This window comes from Bradyrhizobium sp. LeoA1Lang (genome assembly GCF_055413685.1).
Window position 1 is genome coordinate 1 of the sequence record NZ_JBVAPG010000136.1, and the last position, 21,502, is coordinate 21,502.

Annotated in this window: 12 protein-coding genes and 8 pseudogenes; 11 read left to right on the forward strand and 9 right to left on the reverse strand. The window is 61.5% G+C overall.

The annotated features are described in order from the left end of the window. Nucleotides 1-23 precede the first annotated feature (23 nt). The 5 genes and pseudogenes from ACZYOF_RS32760 to ACZYOF_RS32780 form a co-directional block, all read left to right on the forward strand. Nucleotides 24-3,716: a shikimate kinase gene (locus ACZYOF_RS32760; protein ID WP_463718373.1), complete on the forward strand. Its 3,693-nt coding sequence runs from the start codon at nt 24-26 to the stop codon at nt 3,714-3,716. Nucleotides 3,717-3,889: 173 nt separating this feature from the next. Beyond that, a pseudogene (locus ACZYOF_RS32765) lies at nt 3,890-4,156 on the forward strand (transposase); the annotation flags it as partial. A gap of 481 nt (nt 4,157-4,637) precedes the next feature. Further along, nucleotides 4,638-5,927 (forward strand): group II intron reverse transcriptase/maturase, encoded by a 1,290-nt coding sequence (gene ltrA, locus ACZYOF_RS32770; protein ID WP_463718374.1) that lies wholly within the window; start codon nt 4,638-4,640, stop codon nt 5,925-5,927. 18 nt (nt 5,928-5,945) lie between these two features. After that, nucleotides 5,946-6,101: pseudogene (locus ACZYOF_RS32775) on the forward strand (transposase); the annotation flags it as partial. A gap of 17 nt (nt 6,102-6,118) precedes the next feature. Beyond that, nucleotides 6,119-7,184, forward strand: a pseudogene (locus ACZYOF_RS32780) (IS5 family transposase); the annotation flags it as partial. A gap of 59 nt (nt 7,185-7,243) precedes the next feature. Here the strand turns inward: ACZYOF_RS32780 and ACZYOF_RS32785 are convergent. Further along, nucleotides 7,244-8,344 (reverse strand): IS110 family RNA-guided transposase, encoded by a 1,101-nt coding sequence (locus tag ACZYOF_RS32785; RefSeq protein WP_463718375.1) that lies wholly within the window; start codon nt 8,342-8,344, stop codon nt 7,244-7,246. A gap of 52 nt (nt 8,345-8,396) precedes the next feature. On the opposite strand from ACZYOF_RS32785, the pseudogene istA reads away from it, so the two are divergent. Further along, nucleotides 8,397-9,155, forward strand: a pseudogene (gene istA / locus ACZYOF_RS32790) (IS21 family transposase); the annotation flags it as partial. A gap of 12 nt (nt 9,156-9,167) precedes the next feature. Here istA and ACZYOF_RS32795 read toward each other — a convergent pair. Continuing rightward, on the reverse strand, nt 9,168-10,493 hold the full coding sequence (locus ACZYOF_RS32795) for a recombinase family protein (RefSeq protein ID WP_463718376.1): 1,326 nt from the start codon (nt 10,491-10,493) through the stop codon (nt 9,168-9,170). Between the two features lie 86 nt (nt 10,494-10,579). Between ACZYOF_RS32795 and ACZYOF_RS32800 the strand changes: the two genes are divergently transcribed. Together ACZYOF_RS32800 and ACZYOF_RS32805 are read left to right on the forward strand one after the other, a co-directional pair. Beyond that, a complete protein-coding gene (locus ACZYOF_RS32800) occupies nt 10,580-10,924 on the forward strand; it encodes a hypothetical protein (RefSeq protein ID WP_463718377.1) in 345 nt (114 codons plus the stop codon). 316 nt (nt 10,925-11,240) lie between these two features. Continuing rightward, nucleotides 11,241-13,304: a recombinase family protein gene (locus tag ACZYOF_RS32805; protein ID WP_463718378.1), complete on the forward strand. Its 2,064-nt coding sequence runs from the start codon at nt 11,241-11,243 to the stop codon at nt 13,302-13,304. Between the two features lie 17 nt (nt 13,305-13,321). Here ACZYOF_RS32805 and ACZYOF_RS32810 read toward each other — a convergent pair. The 4 genes and pseudogenes from ACZYOF_RS32810 to ACZYOF_RS32825 all read right to left on the reverse strand — a co-directional run. Next, nucleotides 13,322-13,699, reverse strand: a pseudogene (locus ACZYOF_RS32810) (recombinase family protein); the annotation flags it as partial. 434 nt (nt 13,700-14,133) lie between these two features. After that, a pseudogene (locus ACZYOF_RS32815) lies at nt 14,134-14,442 on the reverse strand (helix-turn-helix domain-containing protein); the annotation flags it as partial. Between the two features lie 164 nt (nt 14,443-14,606). Further along, nucleotides 14,607-14,762, reverse strand: a complete 156-nt coding sequence (locus ACZYOF_RS32820; protein ID WP_463718379.1) for a DUF5372 family protein — start codon at nt 14,760-14,762, stop codon at nt 14,607-14,609. Continuing rightward, nucleotides 14,705-14,875, reverse strand: a complete 171-nt coding sequence (locus tag ACZYOF_RS32825; protein WP_463718380.1) for a DUF5372 family protein — start codon at nt 14,873-14,875, stop codon at nt 14,705-14,707. Before ACZYOF_RS32825 ends, ACZYOF_RS32820 begins: the two co-directional genes overlap by 58 nt. Before the next feature lie 44 nt (nt 14,876-14,919). Between ACZYOF_RS32825 and ACZYOF_RS32830 the strand changes: the two are divergent. Continuing rightward, nucleotides 14,920-15,528: pseudogene (locus tag ACZYOF_RS32830) on the forward strand (Mu transposase domain-containing protein); the annotation flags it as partial. Between the two features lie 52 nt (nt 15,529-15,580). Here ACZYOF_RS32830 and ACZYOF_RS32835 read toward each other — a convergent pair. Both ACZYOF_RS32835 and ACZYOF_RS32840 read right to left on the reverse strand, forming a co-directional pair. Beyond that, a complete protein-coding gene (locus tag ACZYOF_RS32835; RefSeq protein ID WP_463718381.1) occupies nt 15,581-17,248 on the reverse strand; it encodes an integrase catalytic domain-containing protein in 1,668 nt (555 codons plus the stop codon). A gap of 151 nt (nt 17,249-17,399) precedes the next feature. Next, complete coding sequence (locus ACZYOF_RS32840) at nt 17,400-18,956, reverse strand: ISL3 family transposase (protein ID WP_463718382.1); 1,557 nt, start codon at nt 18,954-18,956, stop codon at nt 17,400-17,402. Between the two features lie 142 nt (nt 18,957-19,098). Between ACZYOF_RS32840 and ACZYOF_RS32845 the strand changes: the two are divergent. Both ACZYOF_RS32845 and ACZYOF_RS32850 read left to right on the forward strand, forming a co-directional pair. Then, a pseudogene (locus tag ACZYOF_RS32845) lies at nt 19,099-19,347 on the forward strand (IS110 family transposase); the annotation flags it as partial. A gap of 686 nt (nt 19,348-20,033) precedes the next feature. Next, on the forward strand, nt 20,034-20,870 hold the full coding sequence (locus ACZYOF_RS32850) for a reverse transcriptase domain-containing protein (RefSeq protein WP_463718383.1): 837 nt from the start codon (nt 20,034-20,036) through the stop codon (nt 20,868-20,870). Between the two features lie 54 nt (nt 20,871-20,924). Here ACZYOF_RS32850 and istB read toward each other — a convergent pair. Continuing rightward, the coding region (gene istB, locus ACZYOF_RS32855; protein WP_463718384.1) for an IS21-like element helper ATPase IstB at nt 20,925-21,502 on the reverse strand (578 nt) is incomplete at its 5' end.

A 21,502-nucleotide genomic window follows, 5' to 3' on the forward strand; every position in this document is an offset into this window, starting at 1 on the left:
TCGACGGCGATTTTGACGGCGACATGGTCGTCATCATCGGCGACCGGCCTCGCCTCTACGAGCATGTGCGCCAGTTCGACGCGCAGCTGCAGGCGCGCGGCATCGCCTCGATGAAGCCGCCGAAGTCTCACACGCCGGCCATTGAGAAAGACGGCTACCAGTTCAGCCGGTCCAAGCAGATCCTGTCGGCCACCGGGCTGGTGCTGGAGACCTACAGCTGCCTGCAGCGCAACATGCTGGCGCAGCCGCTGGAGGCGCAACGCTGGTTTGCCGAGCGCGCCATCTTCGGCACCTACGAGGGCATTCATCATGAGCTCAAGGCCGACATCCGCGCACTGTTGCAGGACGATCGGCCGGACAGCCAGACCCTCCATGAGCTCATCGCCAGGGCGGGGGAAGACAGCAAGGCCGCCAGGCATCCGGTGGCCTGCGAACTGGCCGCCTTGCTAGTGGCCGAGCTCCAGGACTGGAAACTGCAGCTCAATAGCGAGCCGGCTCATGAGCAGTCGGACGACAAGCAACAGTTAGCGCGATCCGTGGCCTCACCCGGCGCGAAGCCTGCCGTCAGCGCCGACGCCGGCGCGCTCTTCCCGAAGCTCAGCGAATCCTATCCGGCAAGCGCTGACGCCAGGAAGCGCATCGACTTCCTGCTCAACCACTACCAGCCGCGCATCGATCCGCGGCCCGATGGCTACAACCCGGACGATCTGCATGAAAGCGCCATCAATCTGTTGAGCGTCGGCATCAAGGTCGGCACGGACGCCTACAAGTCCGATACCGGTGCGCGGACGTTCATGCAAAAAGCCCCCGAATTGCAGCGGCTCTTGGAGCAGAGGCCGGGCTTCAAGCCGGCGCCCTATGTCAAGGCGCAGGCGGCAATGCTCCACCAGGGCCGGTTCGACGTCGATGGCACCCTGGCGGATCTGAAGGACAACCCCACGCTGGCGGCCTCGGTCATGGAGGCCTCGATCAGACTCGCCGACGAAAAGCGCATCCTGCCCAGCGCCTCAGCAATTTCGGCCGACGACGACCCCGCCAGCAGGATAACGCTGAGCGGCGAACAGGCCCTGGAGCGCGCCAGGCTCGAAGCCGTCCCCGCCGAAGCGCAAAGCGCGATTGCCGAAACTGTGCGTGCGGTTGCCAAGCTTTTGCAGCAGGACGGCATCGAGGTGAAGGTGCCGCATCTTGACCAACGGTCGCGCGGGCAGGTCTGGATAGCCGACGAGTTGACCGGCCAGAGCGTGAGCGCGGCGCCGGAGGCCCAACTGGTCACCAATGCCGTGCGCCATGTCTTCGAGATCCCGGACGAGGCTTTTACGCGCGCCTTCAGGAAGGCGGCACTGGCCTTCGAGGAGCGGGACTGCAGCGAGGTCGAGACCACCAACTGGTTCAGGATGGATACGCCGCGGTTACGCGGCGTCCACACGGCGTTCAGAACCGCGCAGAACTATCGCTTCGAAGTCGCGTTCCATACGCCGGCCAGTTACCGGGCCGAGCTCGCGCAGAGCGAATGCGAGCCGGTCCCCGTTCCCCATGGTGCTTGGGACATATTGCACTTTTGCTCGTCAGGAGAAAGCAGATCGAGGGCGGCAGGGACCTCCAAGCTGCGCAGCGTCGCAAGACAACAGATTGCGGTCGCTCGCTCGCCGCAAGCCGGCGAGATTCTCGCGGCCCTCGGTACGCGGCCGGTCGTGCTTGTCGGCATGCCGGCGAGCGGCAAGTCGACCATCGGCCCCCAGCTTGCCAAGGAGTTGGGGGTGGCGTTTGTCGACATCGATCAGCGTATCGTCGCCGAGCACGGCAATATAATGGAGATATTCGCCGATCCTGGCCGCGGCGAGGCGCACTTCAGGGACCTGGAGACCAAAGAGCTCGCCAAGCAGCTGGAGAGAGGGCCCATCGTCATCGCAACCGGCGGCGGTTGCTTTAGCAAGGAGTCCAATCAAGCCCTGATCCTTAATAAGGCGAGGTCGATCTGGCTCGACACCGAGCTGAAAGAGCTCCGCAGGCGCCTCAGGAGGGACACCAGCCGGCCGCTGCTGCAAGGCGTCGACATCGAGCAGAAGGTTGACCAGCTGTACGAAGAGCGCAGTCCGTTCTACCAAAAGGCCGATATCAGGTTGCCCCTCGTCACGCCCATTCAAAAAGACAAGAAGAACGCCCGCATCTGCGTGCAGGAACTCTACGCTTTCCTGTGCAGCAACAGAGAAGCCGCTCTGCCCGCTGCCGAGATATCACATGTCTCCGGTGCTTCTGGCACCGCCAATCGTGGGTCCGGTGAAGTGGCCAGCCGCTCAAGGAAATACAACGTACCGAAAGAAGATGAAGTTCTCATCGATCGGGCGGCTGAGGCTGCCGTTCGAGATGGGCGGTTGCCGAGCAATGTCAGTATCTATTCTACGAGTCTGCGTAGGCTTTCTGAGGCGCTCAACGATAAGGGACTGCAGATCGCCAATTTAGGTGAGGCGTCACTGATGCAGCACGTTCAGGAATTGTTCCCAGGCACCGCTAACCACAACCTCCTCACTGGGTTGAGGATGATGGGTGATTACCGCCGCAGAATGGCGGAGGGCGCGTCCGGGGCCGGTGGCTCTCGGCACGCCGAAGGGCACACCGTCCCGTCGCCAGCGCAATCCAAGGCGGAAGCAGGGCCAGCTCAGTCGTCAGACCCGTACGCCGGCCTTGGTTCTCTGGTCGATTTGCCGTTCACTCCGTATGCGGAAGTGGCGCCGGCTCAATCGTCCGACACCTATGCCGGTCTCGAGTCCTTCTTTGATTTGCCATACATGCCTCACGCGCTGCAGGATGGTGCGCATCATGCGCCGATTCATCCGCCAATGGCGTTCGGTGCTCAAGACGGGGCTTTGGATCCGGTTGCGTCGACCTCGTCCTACGCCCCCGGCGGGCTGCAGCTTGACACCGACGATTGGCTGGGCGACGACCACATCCATAGGGACTACGAGCTCCTCGAGGAGGAGCTACGGCAGAACGCGCCAAATCTCGCCGACCGTACGCGCCTTGCGGATCCTCTCATCGTCAATTATAGTCTGCGCCTGGGGTGGAACATGGAGGTCGCATTCCAGCGCATCGTCAATGATAGACGGACCAGCAACGACACGGCCGACTTCCTGTTCCTGCCAGTGAGCGATGCCTCCGCTACCGATCCTGCTCGCCGCGGCAGCCATTGGTCACTGCTGTTCGTTGATCGCCGCGATCGGTCAAATCCGGTTGCCTATCATTACGACTCCCTGGAAGGATACCACCGCGAGGCTGCAGCAACCATCGCACGAAATCTGGGCGCTTATCTTGTGTCGCCTGAGATGGCGCAGCAGCGCAACGGCTATGATTGCGGTGTCTACGTGGTGGACGGCACGCGGGAGCTGGTCGGACGATTGGCGCAAGGGCAGTGGCCAGCCGTGGTCGACCTCAACAATCTCGTCGCCGATCGGGAGCGACTCCAGCGCCGCTTGAGCAACCCTCGGAGGATTCGGCGAGCCGACGATGCGGCAGGTCGACCCGGGCCCTCAACACGGGATGCCAACTCGCCCGCCCCAAGCGTCAACCAGCCGAGCCTGCCGCCGCCGGAAAACCCGGGATCATTGGAAAATTTCGCCACATCGATCTTCGGCTCGACATACGCGCCGGCTCGGGTACCGGTTCATTCGTCCCAAACTGGATCCACGGCGACCAGCGCGCACCGAAAAACCTCAGGCTAGCAAGTCGTCCGTGAAGAATGCGGATTGACCTGAGAAATAAGCAGAATTGATCTTGATGTAGTATTCGATTTTGCAGGAAAGCGGGGTGTTGGACCTCGCTTTCTTGCGTTTTAGGATTTTGCTTTTGGGCGATTCGTGATTCCCTGACGGCGTCGTCGACATTGGGGAATGCGATGAGCAAGCCGCGGGATGATCGCCAGAAAGACCTGTTGCTTCCGGCGCTCGATCAGATCATCGACATGGGTCATCCGCTGGTGCGGTTGGCAGCGCTGATCGACTGGAACATCCTGAATGAGCGCTTCAGTTCGGTGTGCCAAGCAGGGGCGGGACAGCCGGGCTTGCCGACGCGGCTAGTCGCCGGCCTGTTCATTTTGAAGCACATGCACAACCTATCGGATGAGGTGCTGTGCGCTCGCTGGATCGAGAACCCCTATTACCGTGTGCCACGAACGCTGTCGGAGACGTCAGCGGTGCTGTGTTGAAGATGGGAGTATGGCCTCCCGGAGCCGGCTTGCAGGAGCAGGCTTCAAATCACCTCATGCTGCTGCGTTCAAAAGGCGCGGTGGTGAGCGATGAGGCAAAAGGCGGTGGTTGAAACCGTCAGATGAGTGACGAGAAGATGAGCGCAAGCGAACCGCTGACGACACATCGAAATGGGTTCAAGACGCTGTCAAAACGGACGTGGGGTAATGACGTCCGGAGGAGTGTGGGCGGAGCCTGTTTATGGCCCACGCGGCAGCCGGTGCATAGGCGGCATGATCTCGTCACAGGCTTCGACATGGAACGTGGGAACCTGACACGATCCGTCAGGGGCGGAGCAACCCGCAGTAGTGACGAAGCGGCTGTAATGGCCGTGGAGCGAAGGGGTTGCGTTGTCTGGCCGGCGTCGCTGCGCCAACCGGGAATACCGGGAGGAGCACGGTGAATTCCGGCAAACCATTGCCCATCACCAAGCGTATGGTGTGGGAGGCTTACAAGCTTGTGAAGAAGAAGGGAAAGGCGGCGGGCGTCGATGGCCAGAGTCTCGAGGACTTTGCCGATGATCTTGAGAACAACCTCTATCGGCTGTGGAATCGGATGGCGTCAGGGAGTTACTTCCCGCCACCGGTGCGGCGGGTCGAGATCCCCAAGACCGGCGGTGGAGTCCGCCCTCTCGGCATACCGACGGTCGCGGACCGTATCGCCCAAATGGTGGTCAAACGGCACCTGGAGCCGGAGCTGGACGGAGCTTTTGATCCAGACTCGTACGGCTACAGGCCCGGAAAATCAGCCCATCAGGCAGTGGAGCAGGCGCGCAAGGGGTGCTGGCAGCGAGACTGGGTCGTTGACCTCGACATTAAGAGCTTTTTCGACACGATCGATCATCAGCTCCTGATGCGCGCGGTGCATCGACACACGAAAGCTGACTGGATCCGGCTCTACATTGAGCGGTGGCTCAAGGCCCCGGTCGAGATGCCTGATGGGTCGGTTCAGGCGCGGACGACGGGCACTCCCCAAGGAGGTGTGGTCAGTCCGATGCTGGCGAATCTGTTCCTGCACTATGTGTTCGACAAGTGGATGAGGCAATCCTATCCGCACGTCCCATTCGAGCGCTACGCCGATGACGCTATCTGCCACTGCCGCACTCGGCAGGAAGCGGAGGAGCTGAAATCGGCGCTGGAACGTCGGTTCGTAGACTGTCATCTGCTGCTGCATCCGGAAAAGACCAAAGTGGTCTATTGCGCTGACAGCAATCGGCGGCGGTCCTATCCGCAGATCCAATTTGACTTCCTAGGCTTTAGCTTCCGACCCCGTATGGCGAAGAACCGGTGGGGCGGGATCTTCACCTGCTTCCTTCCGGGGGTGAGTCCGAAATCTCTCAAGGGGATGAGGGCTCGCATTCGAGATTGGCGTTTGCCTCGGCACTCGCCGCTTCCGCTTGAAGACATCGCGCGTAGCCTCAATCCCGTCCTTCCGGGCTGGGATCAATACTACGGGCGATTCTACCCGACGGAGTTGCGCAAGCTCTATGAGTGCTTCGACGAGCATCTCGGCGCATGGCTTCGGTGCAAGTACAAGCAACTGAGGGGCCACCGAGGACGGTCGTTGCGGACGCTCAACCAGATGGCGCGGCAAAATCCGAAACTCTTCGTTCACTGGCAAAAGCGTAAGCGCTTTTTTCTACGCACCTGTGCAATTGAGTGCCCGGATGGGATGAGGTGTCCACCATGAACAAGGTGGACACCATCGATGATCACTCCAGAAGAATCTTTTAAGCTTGAGACGCTCGGCGTGTTGCGGAATGGCCGGCGTCGCTATGACCCAGCCAGCAAACAGCGGCTGGTCGAGGCCTGTCTGCAGCCTGGCGTGTCGCTGGCGGGGCTGGCGTTGCAACACGGCGTGAACGGGTGAAACTCCCTCGGCCTACTCGACAATACTTCTGCGGCGAATTGAGCTTCTGCCACCGTCTGCCGTTCGATCGATCGTCGATGACACGATGGCGGCAGCGGCTCGGCGAGGAACAGCTCGTCGCGTTGATCCAGGAAAGTCTTTCAGTGGCGCACAAGACCGGCGCTATCGGTCCCAAGGACCTGGAACGGGTGGTCGTCGATACCACAGTGCAGCCCAAGGCGGTTGCACATCCGACCGACGCGAGGCTGCTGCATCGAGCAATCATCAAGCTGGTCGGGCTCGCCAAGCGCAACCGTGTGCCGCTGCGCCAGAGCTATCTGCGCCTGGCCAAGCGCGCCGCCATCATGACCGGCCGCTATACCCACACCCACCAGTTCAAACGCGCCCGGCGACAGCTCAAGTTCCTGCGGACACGGCTTGGCCGGCTCGTCCGCGACATCCGCCGCAAGATTGATGGCGATACGGTGCTGGAAGCTCGCTTCGGCCCGTTGCTCGGTTTAGCGCAGCAGGTGCGCAGCCAGGATCAGCATCAGCGCGGTCCGAAGGTCTATGCGTTACATGCTCCGGAGGTTGAGTGCATCGGCAAGGGTAAAGCCCGCGCGCCCTACGAGTTCGGCTGCAAGGTCAGCATCGTCACCCCCGTGACGTCTCCGAAGGGCGGCCAGTTCGTGCTTCATGCCAAGGCCTTGCATGGCAATCCCTTCGATGGGCACACGCTCGGTCCCGTAATCGCCGACATGGAGAAGCTCACTGGCGTGGAGGCTCGCCGTATCCACGTCGACAAAGGATATCGCGGTCACAACCACCCGCATCGGTTCGGGTCAGGTCCGCCGCGTCACAGCTTCCATCCGTCGCGAGATGAAGCGTCGCGCGGCTGTCGAGCCCGTCATCGGCCACGTCAAGGCCGAGCACCGCATGGACCGAAATTATCTCAAGGGACGCCTCGGCGACCGCATCAACGCTGTTCTCGCCGCTGCCGGCTATAACTTCGGCCTGCTGCTGCGATGGCTCGCAGAGCTCTTGCGTGTTATCATCCGAGCCCTCTTCGAGACCGTCCCGGCTCGAAACATCGCTTGAGCCGGGCACCGCGCCAGTTCTTCACGAACGACTACGGATGGTGTTGAGAAGCCCTATCGTCAGTTCAAGGCCACTTTTTTTGGCTTCTCCTTCCAGGCCGCCACCATCCGCTCGTACGCCTGCTCGACGCGTGCGACATAGCCAGCTTCCCGCTCACGCACTTCCTTGATCCAGTAGTCCCGACCCGGGCCAGCCTTGCCATAGGCACGAGGCGCTCCAGCCTTGAGTGCCACCTTCCGGAGTTTCATCGCTGTGAACGCCGGTCGTGCGTAAGCATAATCTTTCCCGGTCGTCAGGACGTGCCAGATCATCACTGCGAGCTTACGTGCCGTGGCGACGGCCGCGACTCCAGGCCCATGCTTCTTCTGCATGCGATTGAAGAAGGCCCGCAGCGGCCCCGGCGCCGTCTTGGCCGACCAGGCCGCTTCAGCCAGCATCTTGCGGGCGTCACGATTGCCCTGTTTCGAGATACGACCATGCCTTGCCGGATGCTCTCCCGATTGCCGAACTCGAGGCGTCAAACCGAAGTAGCTGCTGAGCTTATCCGGTGACTGGAACCGTGCGATGTCGCCGATGGAGGCCAGTACACTCGAAGCGACGACCGAACTCACGCCGGGGATCGTCATCAGCTTGAGAGCCCGTGGATCGTCCAGAGCCTGTTGGGCCACGACTTTGTCGATTTCCGACAGTTGCTTCGTCACGCGTTCGAGTTCCGTGATAAGACGCTGGAGCATCGCACGCTCCTCCGATGGAAGAGGCAGACTGTCCAGCCAATGCTGTCCGCACTTGCCGAAGAGATAGCCTTTGTAGGGCGGGATGAGGTTGGCATGCAGGATAGCCTTCATTCGTCCTTTAATCCGGATGATCTGCGCCAAGACGCCAGCGCGCTCGGCCATCTGGCGCCGGCGGCTGTAGGTGTCCTCGTCAGCAACCCAGACCTCCGGCAAGAAGCCAGCAGCATGCAACTTTGCCAGGGTCCCAGCATCGACCTTGTCCGTTTTGACTCGCGCATGCGGATTCCGAGGTGATCGCGCGCACTGTTCCGACTTGATGGCGCGCGGGTTTCCGAAATGAAGGCGCGCATTCCGAGAATTGTCCGCGCAGGATTCCGAGACGATCGCGCGCAGTTTGGAGTGAGGGGACCCTGATTGTTGGGGCATTTTTCCTGTCGGCTAACGACCGGAGAAATGCATGCCGACGAGGAGGGTTACGATGCGCCATGTGCGCGAGATTTTGCGTCTGAGCCTGGATGCGGGGCTATCGACGCGGATGGTTGGAGAGCGCGTCCAGGTCGGTCCGACGACGGTCCGGGACACATTGAAGCGGTTTGCCCGCTCCGGGCTGAGCTGGCCTGTTCCTGGCGAAATGAACGACGCCGAGCTGGAAGCGCGCCTGTATGGCGTGCCCGGGGTGAAGCCCGGCCGTCGCAAACAGCCGGAGCCGGATTGGTCGGTGGTGGCGCGCGAGCTGAAACGCAAGCATGTCACGCTGCAGGTGCTGTGGGATGAATACATCGCGGCGTACCCTGATGGGTACCGGTATAGCCGTTGGTGCGATCTGTTCCGTCGCTGGGAGGGCCGCCTGCCGCTGACGATGCGGCAGAGCCATGCCGGCGGCGAGAAGATGTTCGTCGATTACGCCGGCGACACTGTGCCGGTCGTTGTCGACCGCCGGACTGGGGAGATACGCGATGCCCACCTCTTCGTAGCGGTGCTTGGCGGATCTAGCCTGTCGTTCGCCTGCGCGACATGGACCGAGCAATTTGCCGATTGGATCGAAGGGCACAATGCGGCCTTCGCCTACTTCGGCGGTGTGGCCCAGCTGTTGGTGCCGGACAATGCCAAGGTCGCGGTGATCAAGGCATGCCACTTCGATCCGATGATCAACCGTAGCTACGTCGATATGGCACGCCATTACGGCTCGGCGGTGCTCCCGGCGCGGCCGAGGAAGCCGCGGGACAAGGCGAGCGTTTCATACTGCACCTCATTCCTTTGATGGCGCGGTGATGGCGGTGAGCTGCGCCGGGCGGGCGCCGCGCCCACCGCAGCCTTTGCGGATCGTCATGCCAGGCGGGATCTCCCACAGGCCACGGTTCAGGCTGTCGGTATAGCATTTTGTGATGAGCCCCTGGCGACCCCACGTGTGTACGGCTGTCTCGGAGACGCAGAACTTGGCTGCGATCTCGCGCGTCGTGAGCATACCACGTCGCCGCAGCCGCACATATCGGCTCGCGAGTTTGTAGGCGCCGCGAATGAAGGCAACCTTCTTCAGATTGAATGCCTTTGCCTCCCATGTACACCAGCCATGATTATTGAGGATCTCTGCGATCTCGCGATCGCAATGATGGTCAAGAAGACGATCAACCTCGGCGACGAGTTCAGGTTTGAACTTGCGGATCTGGGCGATCGGTAGCGGCCGGTCGAGCACCAAGGTACGCGTGGCGCCGCCCGACAGGCACACATGGGCCGTGATCGTTTGCAACTTGATCAAGGTTACGTCGTCGATGAGCAGACGCACGATGCGCTTGCGCTCGCGGGAGTCAACGCGCGAATCTTGCCAGATCCGCGGGAGCTGCTCGGCGAGGTCAAGGATGCGTCGGTGGGCTTGTGCGCTGAGTGCCGCAGCTTGCTGTTTGCTCCGGCGCTCGTAGTCTTCGGCGGCATCGGCATGACGGCGCAGCTTGTCGTTCCATTCCGCCTCAAGTGAGTCGGCGACGAGTCGGTTGTCGGGATCGACCTTCATGTAGCGTCGACGCGCAAGCTCGGCTTCATAGCGCATCCGCTCGACATGCTGGCGACGCGCTGCATCGGTCTCTGCGGCGCGCGCCTGAAGCTCGCGCTGCACCTCAAGGGTGACGGCCAGCGTCATCGGCGTCATCAGCTCGATCATCAGGTCTGCGATCGCCGCATCGACGATCTTCCCGGGAACAGTTTGGCAGGTCCATCCCGCGCGACGTACCGCGTTCGCGTGGCACAGATACGTTGGGACGGTGCGGCCGTGCTCCTGGCTGTAGCGCACACCCATGCGTTCGCCACACAGGCCACAGACCACGCGACCTTGGAGGAGCGCCGGTCCCTCGCGCGCCGGTCCCGACCGCCGCTCGCCACCGAAGGCACGTGCGTTGTCGGCGAGACGCCGCTGGTTGGCCTCGAAGCGCTCCCAGTTGATGTAGCCCTGGTGCATCCCGGGCATGACGAACTGCCAATCGGCCCTGGCAACCTTGACGACACTGGTGCCACCATCAGGCCGATGCCGTATGCGCGTTCGGCCATACGCAAATGCGCCAGCGTAGCGCGGATTGTGGAGCACCTGCAGAATGCGCGCATGGTGCGGCGCCGCCCACAGGAGATCACCCTTGTTCGGCCCGTCCGGAGTCGACGCGGGAACAGCAAACCTTGCTGCCGGAAGAAGCGGACTGTCTGGACGGCACTTCCGGTCTGCTCGAAGGTATCGAACACGAGGCGGATTGCGTTCTGCACCTGGAGGTCGGGATCGAGGCTGATGGTCCGATCGTTCCCGTAAACCAAACCGACCGGAGGGCACATCTCGAGCTCGCCGCGGCGGGCCTTGTTGAGCTGACCGCCACGCATGCGTGCTTTGAGGATGTGCAGCTCGGCCTCGCTCATCGTACCTTTGAGTCCGAGCAAGAGGCGATCGTTGAAGCTGGCTGGATCGTACGACCACACAGCATGGTGCCCCTGTTCGGGAGCCATCTGATCAGTTGGAGCAGATTACCGTAACCGATCCAACCCATCCACTATACGGACGGCGCTTTGATTTGGTATCAGCCGGAAGCTCGCTCCGACCCGGCGGCTGCGTTCTCGTTCATTATCGCGACGGCATTTTGCTGAGAATTCGAGCTGCAGCAACCGACCTCCATGGCGAGCGGCTGCCTGTCCCGTCAAGCAAGCTTTCGCTCGAAAGCATTCGAGACTTGCTCCGGCTTTCAAGAGACGTGGTGCTGAGGAGCTTGGCGAATCAGCAGACAAATGATTCTTTAGGGCACGGTTCCGAATCAAAATTGGCAAGCTCGCGTGGTTCGCTGGGAGGAGAGCCATGAGGTCGGATCTCGTGACGGGGAGCCACCTGTGTCGCAGGGCCGTAATTTACATTCGGCAGTCCACGCCTCACCAGGTGATGACCAACCAGGAAAGCCTGCGGCTGCAGTATGCACTGCGACAGCGAGCCAACGATCTCGGCTGGGATGATACCAATATTGATGTCGTTGACGCCGACCTTGGGTTGAGTGGATCGACAGCGGCGCATCGCGAGGGCTTCAAGGACGTTATCGCCCACGTCACGTTGGGTGAAATCGGGATCATTCTCTCCTACGAGGTGACGCGTCTCGCGCGCAACTGCTCTGATTGGTACCCGCTACTCGATCTGTGCGGCTACCGGCAATGCCTCATTGCGGATCGCGACGGCGTCTACGATCCTGGCTCAACCAATGGGCGCCTGTTACTCGGCTTAAAGGGCACAATCTCCGAAGTGGAGTTGCACACACTGCGCGGCCGTCTGACAGCGGGGCTGCGCGCCAAGGCCGAGCGCGGCGAGTTGACGTTACTGTTACCGGCGGGTTTGGAACATGACACCAATGGCGTGGTTTCGAAGGATCCGAGCAGGGAGGTGCAGCAGCGGATATCACTGGTTTTCACGACATTTCTGGAGGGAGGATCCGTAGGCAAGGTAATCCGGTCATTCCGAGATCGTGCGCTCTCCATACCGCGGCGGGACCGGTTCGGCGACATTGCGTGGCGGACACCGTCAGCCAGCATGATTTCCGGAATTTTGAGGAATCCGGCCTATGCTGGCGCTTTCGTCTATGGCCGTACCAAGTCCTGCCGCACGACCTATGCAAGTGGTAAACTGAAGACGGCCCGCTGCCCAATGGCAGAGTGGAAGGTAGTAGTAAAGGGCCGCTATCCTGCATACATCGATTGGGATGGCTTTGAGCGGATCCAGGCCATGTTGCACGATAACCATGCCGAATACCAACGCAATCAAACGCGTGGCGTGCCCCGAGAGGGGGCCGCTATCTTGCAGGGCATCACCTGGTGCGGCCGGTGCGGCCACAAGATGTCGATACAATACAAGGGCGGGCCTCGCTACGTCTGCAATTCCCTGTTGAACCACCAAGGCAAGACGCTATGCCAGCATCTTCCCGCCGATCCAATCGACGCACAGGTGGTGGCTGCATTCTTTGCAGCGATCGCTCCCGCTGAGGTGGAGGCCTGGAAGCGTGCGCTCAATGCGCGGCTGCAGACCGACGAAGCGCTTGATCGCGCCGAAGAGCAGCAGGTTGAGCGACTGCGCTACCAGGCACTCCTGGCCGAACGACAGTATAATCGGGTCGATCCTGACAATCGCCTTATCGCCGCTGAGCTGGAGCGGCGATGGGAAAGAGCGCTGCGCGAACTCCGGCAGGCTGAAGAGGCGCTGACCACCCGTCGAGCCACGAAGAGCAAATCAGCCATGTTGACCCCAGAGGAGCAGAATGAGTTTCTTGCGCTTGGTCCACACTTGCCTGAGCTCTGGCAGCGGCCTGATGTGAGCCGGGCAGATAAGAAGCAGTTATTACGAACACTGATTGACAAGGTTGTTCTCCACCGCATCACGCGCGATCGAATCGCGGTTCGGATCGTCTGGCGCGGTGGCGAGATTTCCGAATTGGAAGTCGAGCCGAGGGTCCATGCACTGCATGCTCTAACTCGAGGGGCTGAGATGCAAGCACGTATCCTTGAGTTGGCCCACCAGGGTTTCGATGATGCCGAGATCGCCAATACCCTGACCCAGGAGGGGCACCGCTCACCGCGCCGAAATTATGTTCCAGTACGAACCGTTCAGATCGTCCGGCAGCGCCATCGCGTACTACAGAACGCCGTCGCAACGCGTGCCCGTCACATTGCGGGCTGGCTGCCGGTAACCGCAATGGCAAAGCGTTTGGGAGTTTCGAGCTCTTGGATCAAGCAACGTATCCGCAGTGGCATCATCAACGTCCAGCGCGATCCCTGGGACAAGCGATTCCTTTTTCCTGATACAGAAGCCAGCATTGCTGCGCTGCGCGAGCTTAAGACAGGAGCTCGAGATCATCTCGTTTTCGACCCGAGAGCAAACAAATGAAGGTATCAACATGACTGATCGTAGATACCGTCTTCGTCAAGGATGAGCGTCGCCGTCAATGCACACAACTCGATGAGCCGGTGCCAATCAGCCGAGTTGCGCGCAAGGCGCGAGACCTCCAGCCCCATGACAATACCGGCCTTGCCAAGCGCCACCTCGCTCACCAGTTGCTGGAAGCCGTCGCGTGCTGTCGTACTTGATCCGGACTTGCCGAGATCGCGATCGATGACGTGAACGCGTTCGACAGGCCAGCCGGCCACAACTGCTCGATCCCGCAACCCATATTGGCGCTGGGTACTCTCGCCGTGCTCGGCAACCTGGCGAAGGGTCGATTGGCGGACATAGAGGTAGGCGTCGCGCTTGAGATGGTCGGCGGTGACTTTAAGCTCAGGCATGGAGGGGCTCCATTGCGATGGCGACGAGGATGCCGGCGATGAGGCGTGTGACGTCGCTTGTTGCGGGCGACGGATCGTTCGGGGCCGAGGGCGCGAGCCGATGGTCGTGGCAGGCCGCCACGGCATCGACCTCCTGTCCGCGTGCTCGGATCCACGCTGCCAATCCCCGTCGACGAAGAATGGCGAGACCTGGGCAAGCCGTAAACTCGGCACGCAATGCGGCGGCGCGTAGCTTCTCGTAGCTGTCTGCTGCGTCCGCAGGCGCGACGATCAGGCTGGGTTGAGTGGTTTTTTTTGCGCGCCAGCGCGCGCTCCAGGCTGCGCCGGTGCACCTTGACGCCGAACCGCGCTTCGATCGCGTCGAGGAAGTGCGAGGTCGTCAGTTCGGGTCTTGCAACTTTGAGAGCGTCGACGAACGCAACGACCTCGGCGGAGACCTTGTGGCCGCCTTTGGGGCCGCGCCTGCTCGGCAACAGGCCGGCAAGCCCGGCGGTCTGCAGGGCGCTCTGCGCCTTGTAGAAGGTCGGCCGCGTGACGCCGAATGTCTCGGCGGCCTCGCTGATCGCAACGCCGTCGACCTGGTGGCGTCGCACCATCTCGTAACGCACCTGTACCAGGTCCTTGGCATCGAAGAACGGGATGCTGACGAACGAGGTGTCGCGGACGGCTTCCGGATTTGGATTGAGGATGCCGTCTTGCGCCAGCGCTTCGCTCTTCGGATCCCGCTTCTGCGCCCTGGTCATGCTCGGCCTCAACCTGACGTAAATATAAATGGGCCCCTATATGTTGAGTGTCAATGGAGATGTCGACGCAATATGATGATACTATGCTGTTATCTAAGTAGTAGCACGTGGCGCCACGTCGACAGCATGGCATTATTATCTTTACATGCGCGGCATATTTATATTTACACATCGCTGGCGCCCATGCTCTCGGCGAGCCGGTCCAGCGCGTCACAAAGCGCCAACAGGTCAACCACGCAAAAGGCTGCTCTACCCGCAGCGATCAGCCGGAACTCATCGGGCGGCTCGATATCGGTCCAGGCGCGCTCGCGATCGTGCAAAGTCGACCGTTCTGGCCCTCATAGACCACCCGGTCTTCGCCCCAATGACGGCGCCGGCAGATCAGTTCGAACTTGCGGCCGCAAAGCGGATGAAAGGGATGCGTGATCCGCACCTCCTGCCGGGTCGTACCCGCATGACCTGCAGTCGACAACTTTTGACAAGGCGAAAGTGGAGGCCTGCGTCGGCATCGTCGAACGATGGGTTCTGGGCCGCTTGCGCAACCGGATCTTCTACAGCCTGGCCGAGGTGAATGCAGCGGTCGCCGAGTGCATCGCCGATCTCAACGACAGGCGGGTGCTTCGGCAGTTCGGCAAGACGCGCCGTCAGTTGTTCGAGGAAATCGATGCGCCAAACCTCAAGCGACTGCCGGCAGAGCCGTGGGTCCATGCTGAGTGGAAGCGTTGCCGGGTCGGCCTTGATTACCACATCGCGATTGATCACCACCATTACTCCGTGCCCTGGCGTTTTGCCCGGCGCGAGGTCGAGGCCCGCGTCACTGCCCGCACCATCGAAATCTTCCTCGGCGGCGAGCGCATTGCCGTGCACATGCGCGGTAGCGGCAATGGGCGGCACACGACGATCCCGGAACACATGCCGTCGAGCCACCGGCGCTATCGCGAATGGACGCCTGTAAAGATCCGGGAGGAAGCGGCGCGGATCGGGCCGATGCTGTCGCTACTGGTCGAGAAAATCATAGAGGACCGGCCACACCCCGAGCAGGGCTACCGTTCCTGCCTTGGGATCATCGGGCTTGCGAAGCGCTTCGGTGTCAATCGGCGTTGGACTGGGACCCCCCGTATTGCCGCATCTGCGAATGTTACCCTGATGGCGCCATTGCAGATGACGATCCGATGTCGATTGATCGGCCGCGCCAGATGGCTTTGCCGGCTTGCTCGACGAGAGGGGCTGTGGGCGGGTCGGGCCCTACATAGCCCGAGCCGTCCACAACCCCGGGCAATGGGGCAGCGGTCGTGGCGTCGCCGAGCGGGCCTTGGGCGACCAACCGTTCGGCAGCCCTCCGTCTGAGCGCCCTCAGCAGACGTTGCACAATCGAATGCTGTCTCTTTCCGAACTCCTCGGGGTATTTGTCGCTCAGCCGGCCGACAATTGCGAGCGCCGTTAGCTGCGGCTGCTCTGCGAGCCAGGCTTCGATCGCAGCAATATGCGGGTCGAGCTTGGACGGCATGCGAACTCTGGTCTTATAGGGCCGACGAGTTCGCCGGTGCGTGGCACGCGGCTCGCCGACCGTCACTGTCTTGCCGAGCGTCTTCGCGAACGTCGCCGCATTCGTTGGCAGGGTGCTAGTGTGAGCGGGTTGCAGGCCGCGCGCCTGTCCGGCACGACGATCGACGCGATTGCCTAGTTCCTCTTGGGTTGCGCGAATCTCCGCCAACAGCACGACCGGATCGAGCGAGCGGTACTGATCGCGTAGCCGTTTCTTCACGGCTGCAGTCACCTTGGGATGCGCCAATGCACGCTCATAGGGCGTCGATGGGAGATGATAGCGCTTGATCACTTTAGCCCCTTCGCGACGCTTCTCCTTGAGTTTGAACGACGGCTGGAAGAAGTTGACGTAGAGCCGTGCCGCCGCATAGAGGCGGCCCATCATATGCGCCGTCTCGACGCCATCGAAGCGGCCATAGCCCATGAGGCGGCGGACGACGGCACCATTCTTCTGCTCGACGAACGCCTGATCGTTCTTCTTATAGGCGCGCGAGCGTGTGACTTCGAGCTTCTGTTCGCGACACCATGGCACGACGACATCGTTCATGAAGGCGCTGTCGTTGTCGAAGTCCACCCCGCGCAACAGCCAGGGGAACAGGCTCTGTGCGCGGTTGATCGCCTCGACGACCAGCGAACCTTCCCGCGTCAGCAACGGCAGGCACTCCGTCCAGCCGGTGGCGACATCGACCATCGTCAGGGTTTGGATGAACGAGCCAGCCACCGACGTGCCGCCATGGGCGACCATGTCGACCTCGCAGAAGCCGGGCACTGGGCTGTTCCAGTCATTGAACGTGCGGATCGGGACCTCGCGCCGGACTGCCGAATAGAATCCGGCACGGCGCCGCCTGCCGCCGCTCGCTGCGATCTTCACATCGACGAGCAGGCGATCGATGGTGGCGGCGCTGATGGCCAGAACACGATCACGGTCCGACTGGCCAAGCTGCAATCGGCCATGTTGATCGAGAGCAGGCAGCAAGGTCGGGATCATCACCTTGAGCCGCTTGCCGCACACCCGATCCGACGCCTCCCACAGCGCCTTTATCGCATCCTTGACCGTCGCGCCATATCTACGCTTGCGCTCTTGCGGTGCCTCGACCTTGCCCGGCCCAACTGTCTCGCGTAGCCGAAGTGCACGTACCGCATGCTTGCGATGCCAGCCCGTAACGGCGCACAACTCGTCTAGGATCCGTCCCTTCTCGAGCCGCCCGCTCGACCGATAACGCTCGGCCAGCGCTAATGTGATCTCGCGCTTTGCGCGCATGCTGATCTTCCCTGCCATAGCCGCCACCGAACTGATTCGGCAGCTCCGCCCCAGACTCGACAGGGAAGTTGTCCGGTAACATTTTTAGTGAGGCAATGCGCCCCCGATCGGCGTCCAAAGGGGGCTCTGACGCAATTTTGGTGCAGCCCCTTCATTCTGCGCCGATTAATCGGGCCTGAAGCAGATCAATCTTTCCGCGGCCATACATTTGACGCCTCACGAGCTTGAGACGCGTGATCTGACCTTCGGTCTGGCCGTTAGACCAGGGCAAAGTGATTGCTGCTCGGACCGCCGCTTCATCCCTGGCGACGCCGCCGGCAAACGAGGCGACGAGACTAGCTCGGGCTCGCTCGATCCACGGGATGAAGCCCGCCTCGGTCTTGCGCCGGATCATCAGGTGGAATTCGGCGATGATCTCGCGTGCCTCGACTAAGTTTGGCACGCCAGCTTCAATCGCCGCGATCGTGACGGTCTCCGCTTTCGTAAGCAAGTCCCGGCCGACTGTCATCAGGCGCGCGATCGTTCTGGCTGATGGAATCCTCTGAAGGTTTTGTGTGTCGGCCCTTTCCGCTCGTCGTCTGCGGGTCGCCCACTCGCTGATGACGCGGAGCGAACCTCTGAAGCCACGTGCCTTCAAACGGCGCCAAAGTTCGGCCCCGTTGCGACAACCGGACGCCCACTGGTCGTCGAGCCACGGCAAATGCAGATCCAACGAACTTTGCCGGGTCCGGAAGACATCAGTGCGCTCGCCGCGGATCACTTGTCGGACCAGCTTTCTGCTGTTGCCGGTTTGGCGCACGGTCTGCTTGATGGGGACGCCGTTTTTCGACAGAGCCAGGATAGTCGCATTGGTCTCTTCGCGGCGTAGATAGCCCTCGTACTGGAGGCGCTCGGCGGCTGTGAGAAGTGCGGGATCGATCGTCGTTGCACCGATGACGGTGCGTATCTGTCGCATCGATTTGCGGACGGCATCAAGGAAGGCTCGACTGGCGTTCTCCATCAGATGCCAGCGGTCGGCGACCTGGACTGCTTGCGGCAGGGCCTTGGCCGCGGCTTCGCCATATCCGCCGCCTCGGTCACGGGCGATGATCGCAATCGTGGGATGAGCAGCGAGCCACGCTTGGGCGGTCGCGGGCTCACGATCCGGCAGCAGAGTGACTACCCGGCGCCGTTCCAAGTTGCAGACGATGCTGGCGTACCGGTGATTGCGCCGCCATGCCCAATCGTCAATGCCGATGACCTTGAGCGGGTCAGCCGATGGACGGCTGCGGCGTCGGACCACGCGCAGGAGCGTGTCTTTGCTCACCGGCAACGTCAGCCGTTTTGCAAAGCTTGCCGCCGGCCGACCACCAAGCGCCAAGCCGAGGTGATGTACGATGGAGTCCAGCCTCGCCGTGCGACGCGCCGATGGTGCCAGTACGCCTCCGGCGAAACGCTCAGTGAAGATCTGGCGCCCGCACAGAACCGCATCGCAGCGGAAGCGACGAGCGGTGACCAGGAGCTGGACGATCCGACCTGAGAGCGGCAAATCGGTCACGCGGCGTCGATAGCGGCTATGGACACGTCGGGAAACCGTTCCGCACGACGGACACAGGCCGATGCATCCGGCAGCCCGGACCACAACAATCACCTTATCACCCTCGTAGTAAGCACTCTCTACAACAAACCCACGCGGCACCAAACTGGAGCGGTGGAGTGCCTGCTGCATGGCGTCGATTCTCCTCCAATCAAAGCGCCAGATATCCCTCAAACTGCATCAAAAGTGATGGTGTGGAACGGCCCTTCGAACCGGCATCAAAAGTGCCTAACGTGGTCGCTTCGAGAGGCGCCACAAAGGAAGGACCGTTCCAATGGAGAAGATTATCACAGTAGGTTTGGATTTGGCCAAGTCGATCTTCCAAGTGCACGGGATCGGCAGCGACGGGAGAGTATTGGTTCGCCGCATGTTGCGACGATCGCAGGTGCTGCCGTTCTTTCGAGCGCTCCCCTCTTGCCTGGTCGGCATGGAGGCTTGTGCGAGTGCACATCATTGGGCGCGCGAAATCGCGGCGCTGGGGCATTCGGTCCGCATGATGCCACCGGCCTATGTGAAGCCTTATGGTGCGCCCCGACGGCGCGTATTACCAGTGGAGGAAGGATCCACCCAGAGAGTTGTCGATTGATCTGGTAGCTGACGAGCGGTTTGGACGAGCAATCGGACGGATCGAAGCCTCGTGACAAAGGTCGCTTTAGGCGGCCGAGCAATCCAGCGGGCCGTAACGTGAGTGAGTGCGCCGGGAGACCGGCAAGGAGTATGTGGTGAAAGTCCACTGCGATGAAGGGTTAGCAAATCCACGTCGCCCCCGATCCGTGCGCAGGCGCTCGCGAGGGCGTCGGCGAAGCGTCGGTAGGGGAGCGTATAGGCCAGCCATTGAGCCGCGAAACCGTTATCAACCTGGGTGCCGACGTTGTTTACTCCACGGAAGGCAAAATCGACAGGTGCGTTACTGCGAGCGCCTGCCGGACCCGGCGTGGTCTGAGACCCTGGCATGTACGGACGCTCTTTGTGCGGGAACCGGGAGGTCTTTGGATCGGCCATAGGCCTGTTTGGTCTGATGGTCCGTGGCGGGAAGGTGAGGAGCCGTAGCCGCTGATGCACGATCCAGAGAAGTCTGACTCCGGCATAGTAGCGACGAAGCTGACGAACAAAGCCGGGCGACCGGCTGCGGAGTTGGTGGAGCCAAGGCCGGGGACCAAGGGGAACGCGGACCAGCAAACCACGCACCGGACACAGAGCCGGGCTCGCGTGACCCAGGCGCTGGACCGCGTACGGAAAGCCGCAAGGCAAAGGAAGAAGGAGCAGTTCACCGCGCTTCTCCACCACATCAACGTCGATATGCTCCGGACGGCGTTCTACGCGCTCAAGCGCAAAGCCGCCCCAGGCGTGGATGGCATGACGTGGCAGGATTACGAGTCGGACCTCGAACTCAGGCTTGAGGATCTGCACGGACGAGTCCATCGGGGAGCCTATCGGCCGCAACCGTCTCGCCGGACGTACATCCCGAAGGCGGATGGAAAGCAGCGACCGCTGGCGATCGCCGCCTTGGAAGACAAGATCGTCCAGGGCGCAACCGTGCTGGTGCTCAACGCAATCTACGAGGGCGACTTCGTCGGATTCTCCTACGGGTTCCGGCCCAGACGAGGACCGCATGATGCGTTGGACGCACTTTCGACGGCGATTAAACTGCGCAAAGTGAACTGGATTCTGGACGCCGACATCCAAAACTTCTTCGGCGCGGTCAGTCAAGATTGGCTGGTTCGCTTCGTGAAACACAGGATCGGCGACGAGCGCATCGTCCGCCTTGTCCAGAAGTGGCTCAAGGCGGGTATACTTGAAGACGGAGTCGTAACAGTCGATGACAGGGGAACGGGTCAAGGCTCGGTGATCTCACCGCTCCTTGCCAATATCTACCTGCACTACTGCTTCGATCTCTGGGCCGAGCGCTGGAGACGGCAGGAAGCCCGGGGCGACATGATCGTCGTGCGTTACGCCGACGATCTGGTGATCGGCTTCGAGCATGAGGGCGACGCACGTCGCTTGCATATTTCACTGATGGTGAGCAGCGATTTCGCGCGATCATGAGCGCCGAATTCAGACGATCGTGAGCAGCCCGCTCCGGCCGAGGCGGTGATAGAGTCAGCGTTCTGGCTGCTCGTCAAGGGTGATGGTTTTGGCGTTGCGTTTTCGCATGCTTTCGCCGGCCAGCTGGAGGCGGTGAGCGTTATGGACGAGGCGATCGAGGACGGCGTCGGCGTAGGTTGCGATAACTTCGTGCCATGTGTCCACAGGGAGTTGGCTGGTTACGATGGTGGAGGCGCGGCCATGGCGGTCCTCGAGGACTTCGAGTAGATCGCGCCGCTCGGCAGCGGTGAGCACCGACAATCCCCAATCGTCCAAAATCAGAAGCTGGGCGCGGCCAAGGGTTTTGAGCAAGCGGGCATAACGTCCATCGCCCCGCGCGAGCGCCAACGCTTCGAACAATCTTGGGACGCGATGATAGAGAACCGAGCGATTGTCGCGGCAGGCCTTGTGGCCGAGGGCACAGGCTAACCAACTTTTGCCCAATCCGGTCGCTCCGGTTATGAGCAAATTCTCGTGGCGATCGATCCAGTCGCCGCTGACGAGCTTGGCGAAGACGGCCCGGTCGATCCCCCGCGGCGTGCGCAAATCGACGTCCTCCACGCAGGCATTCTGGCGGAGCGCGGCCAGCTTGA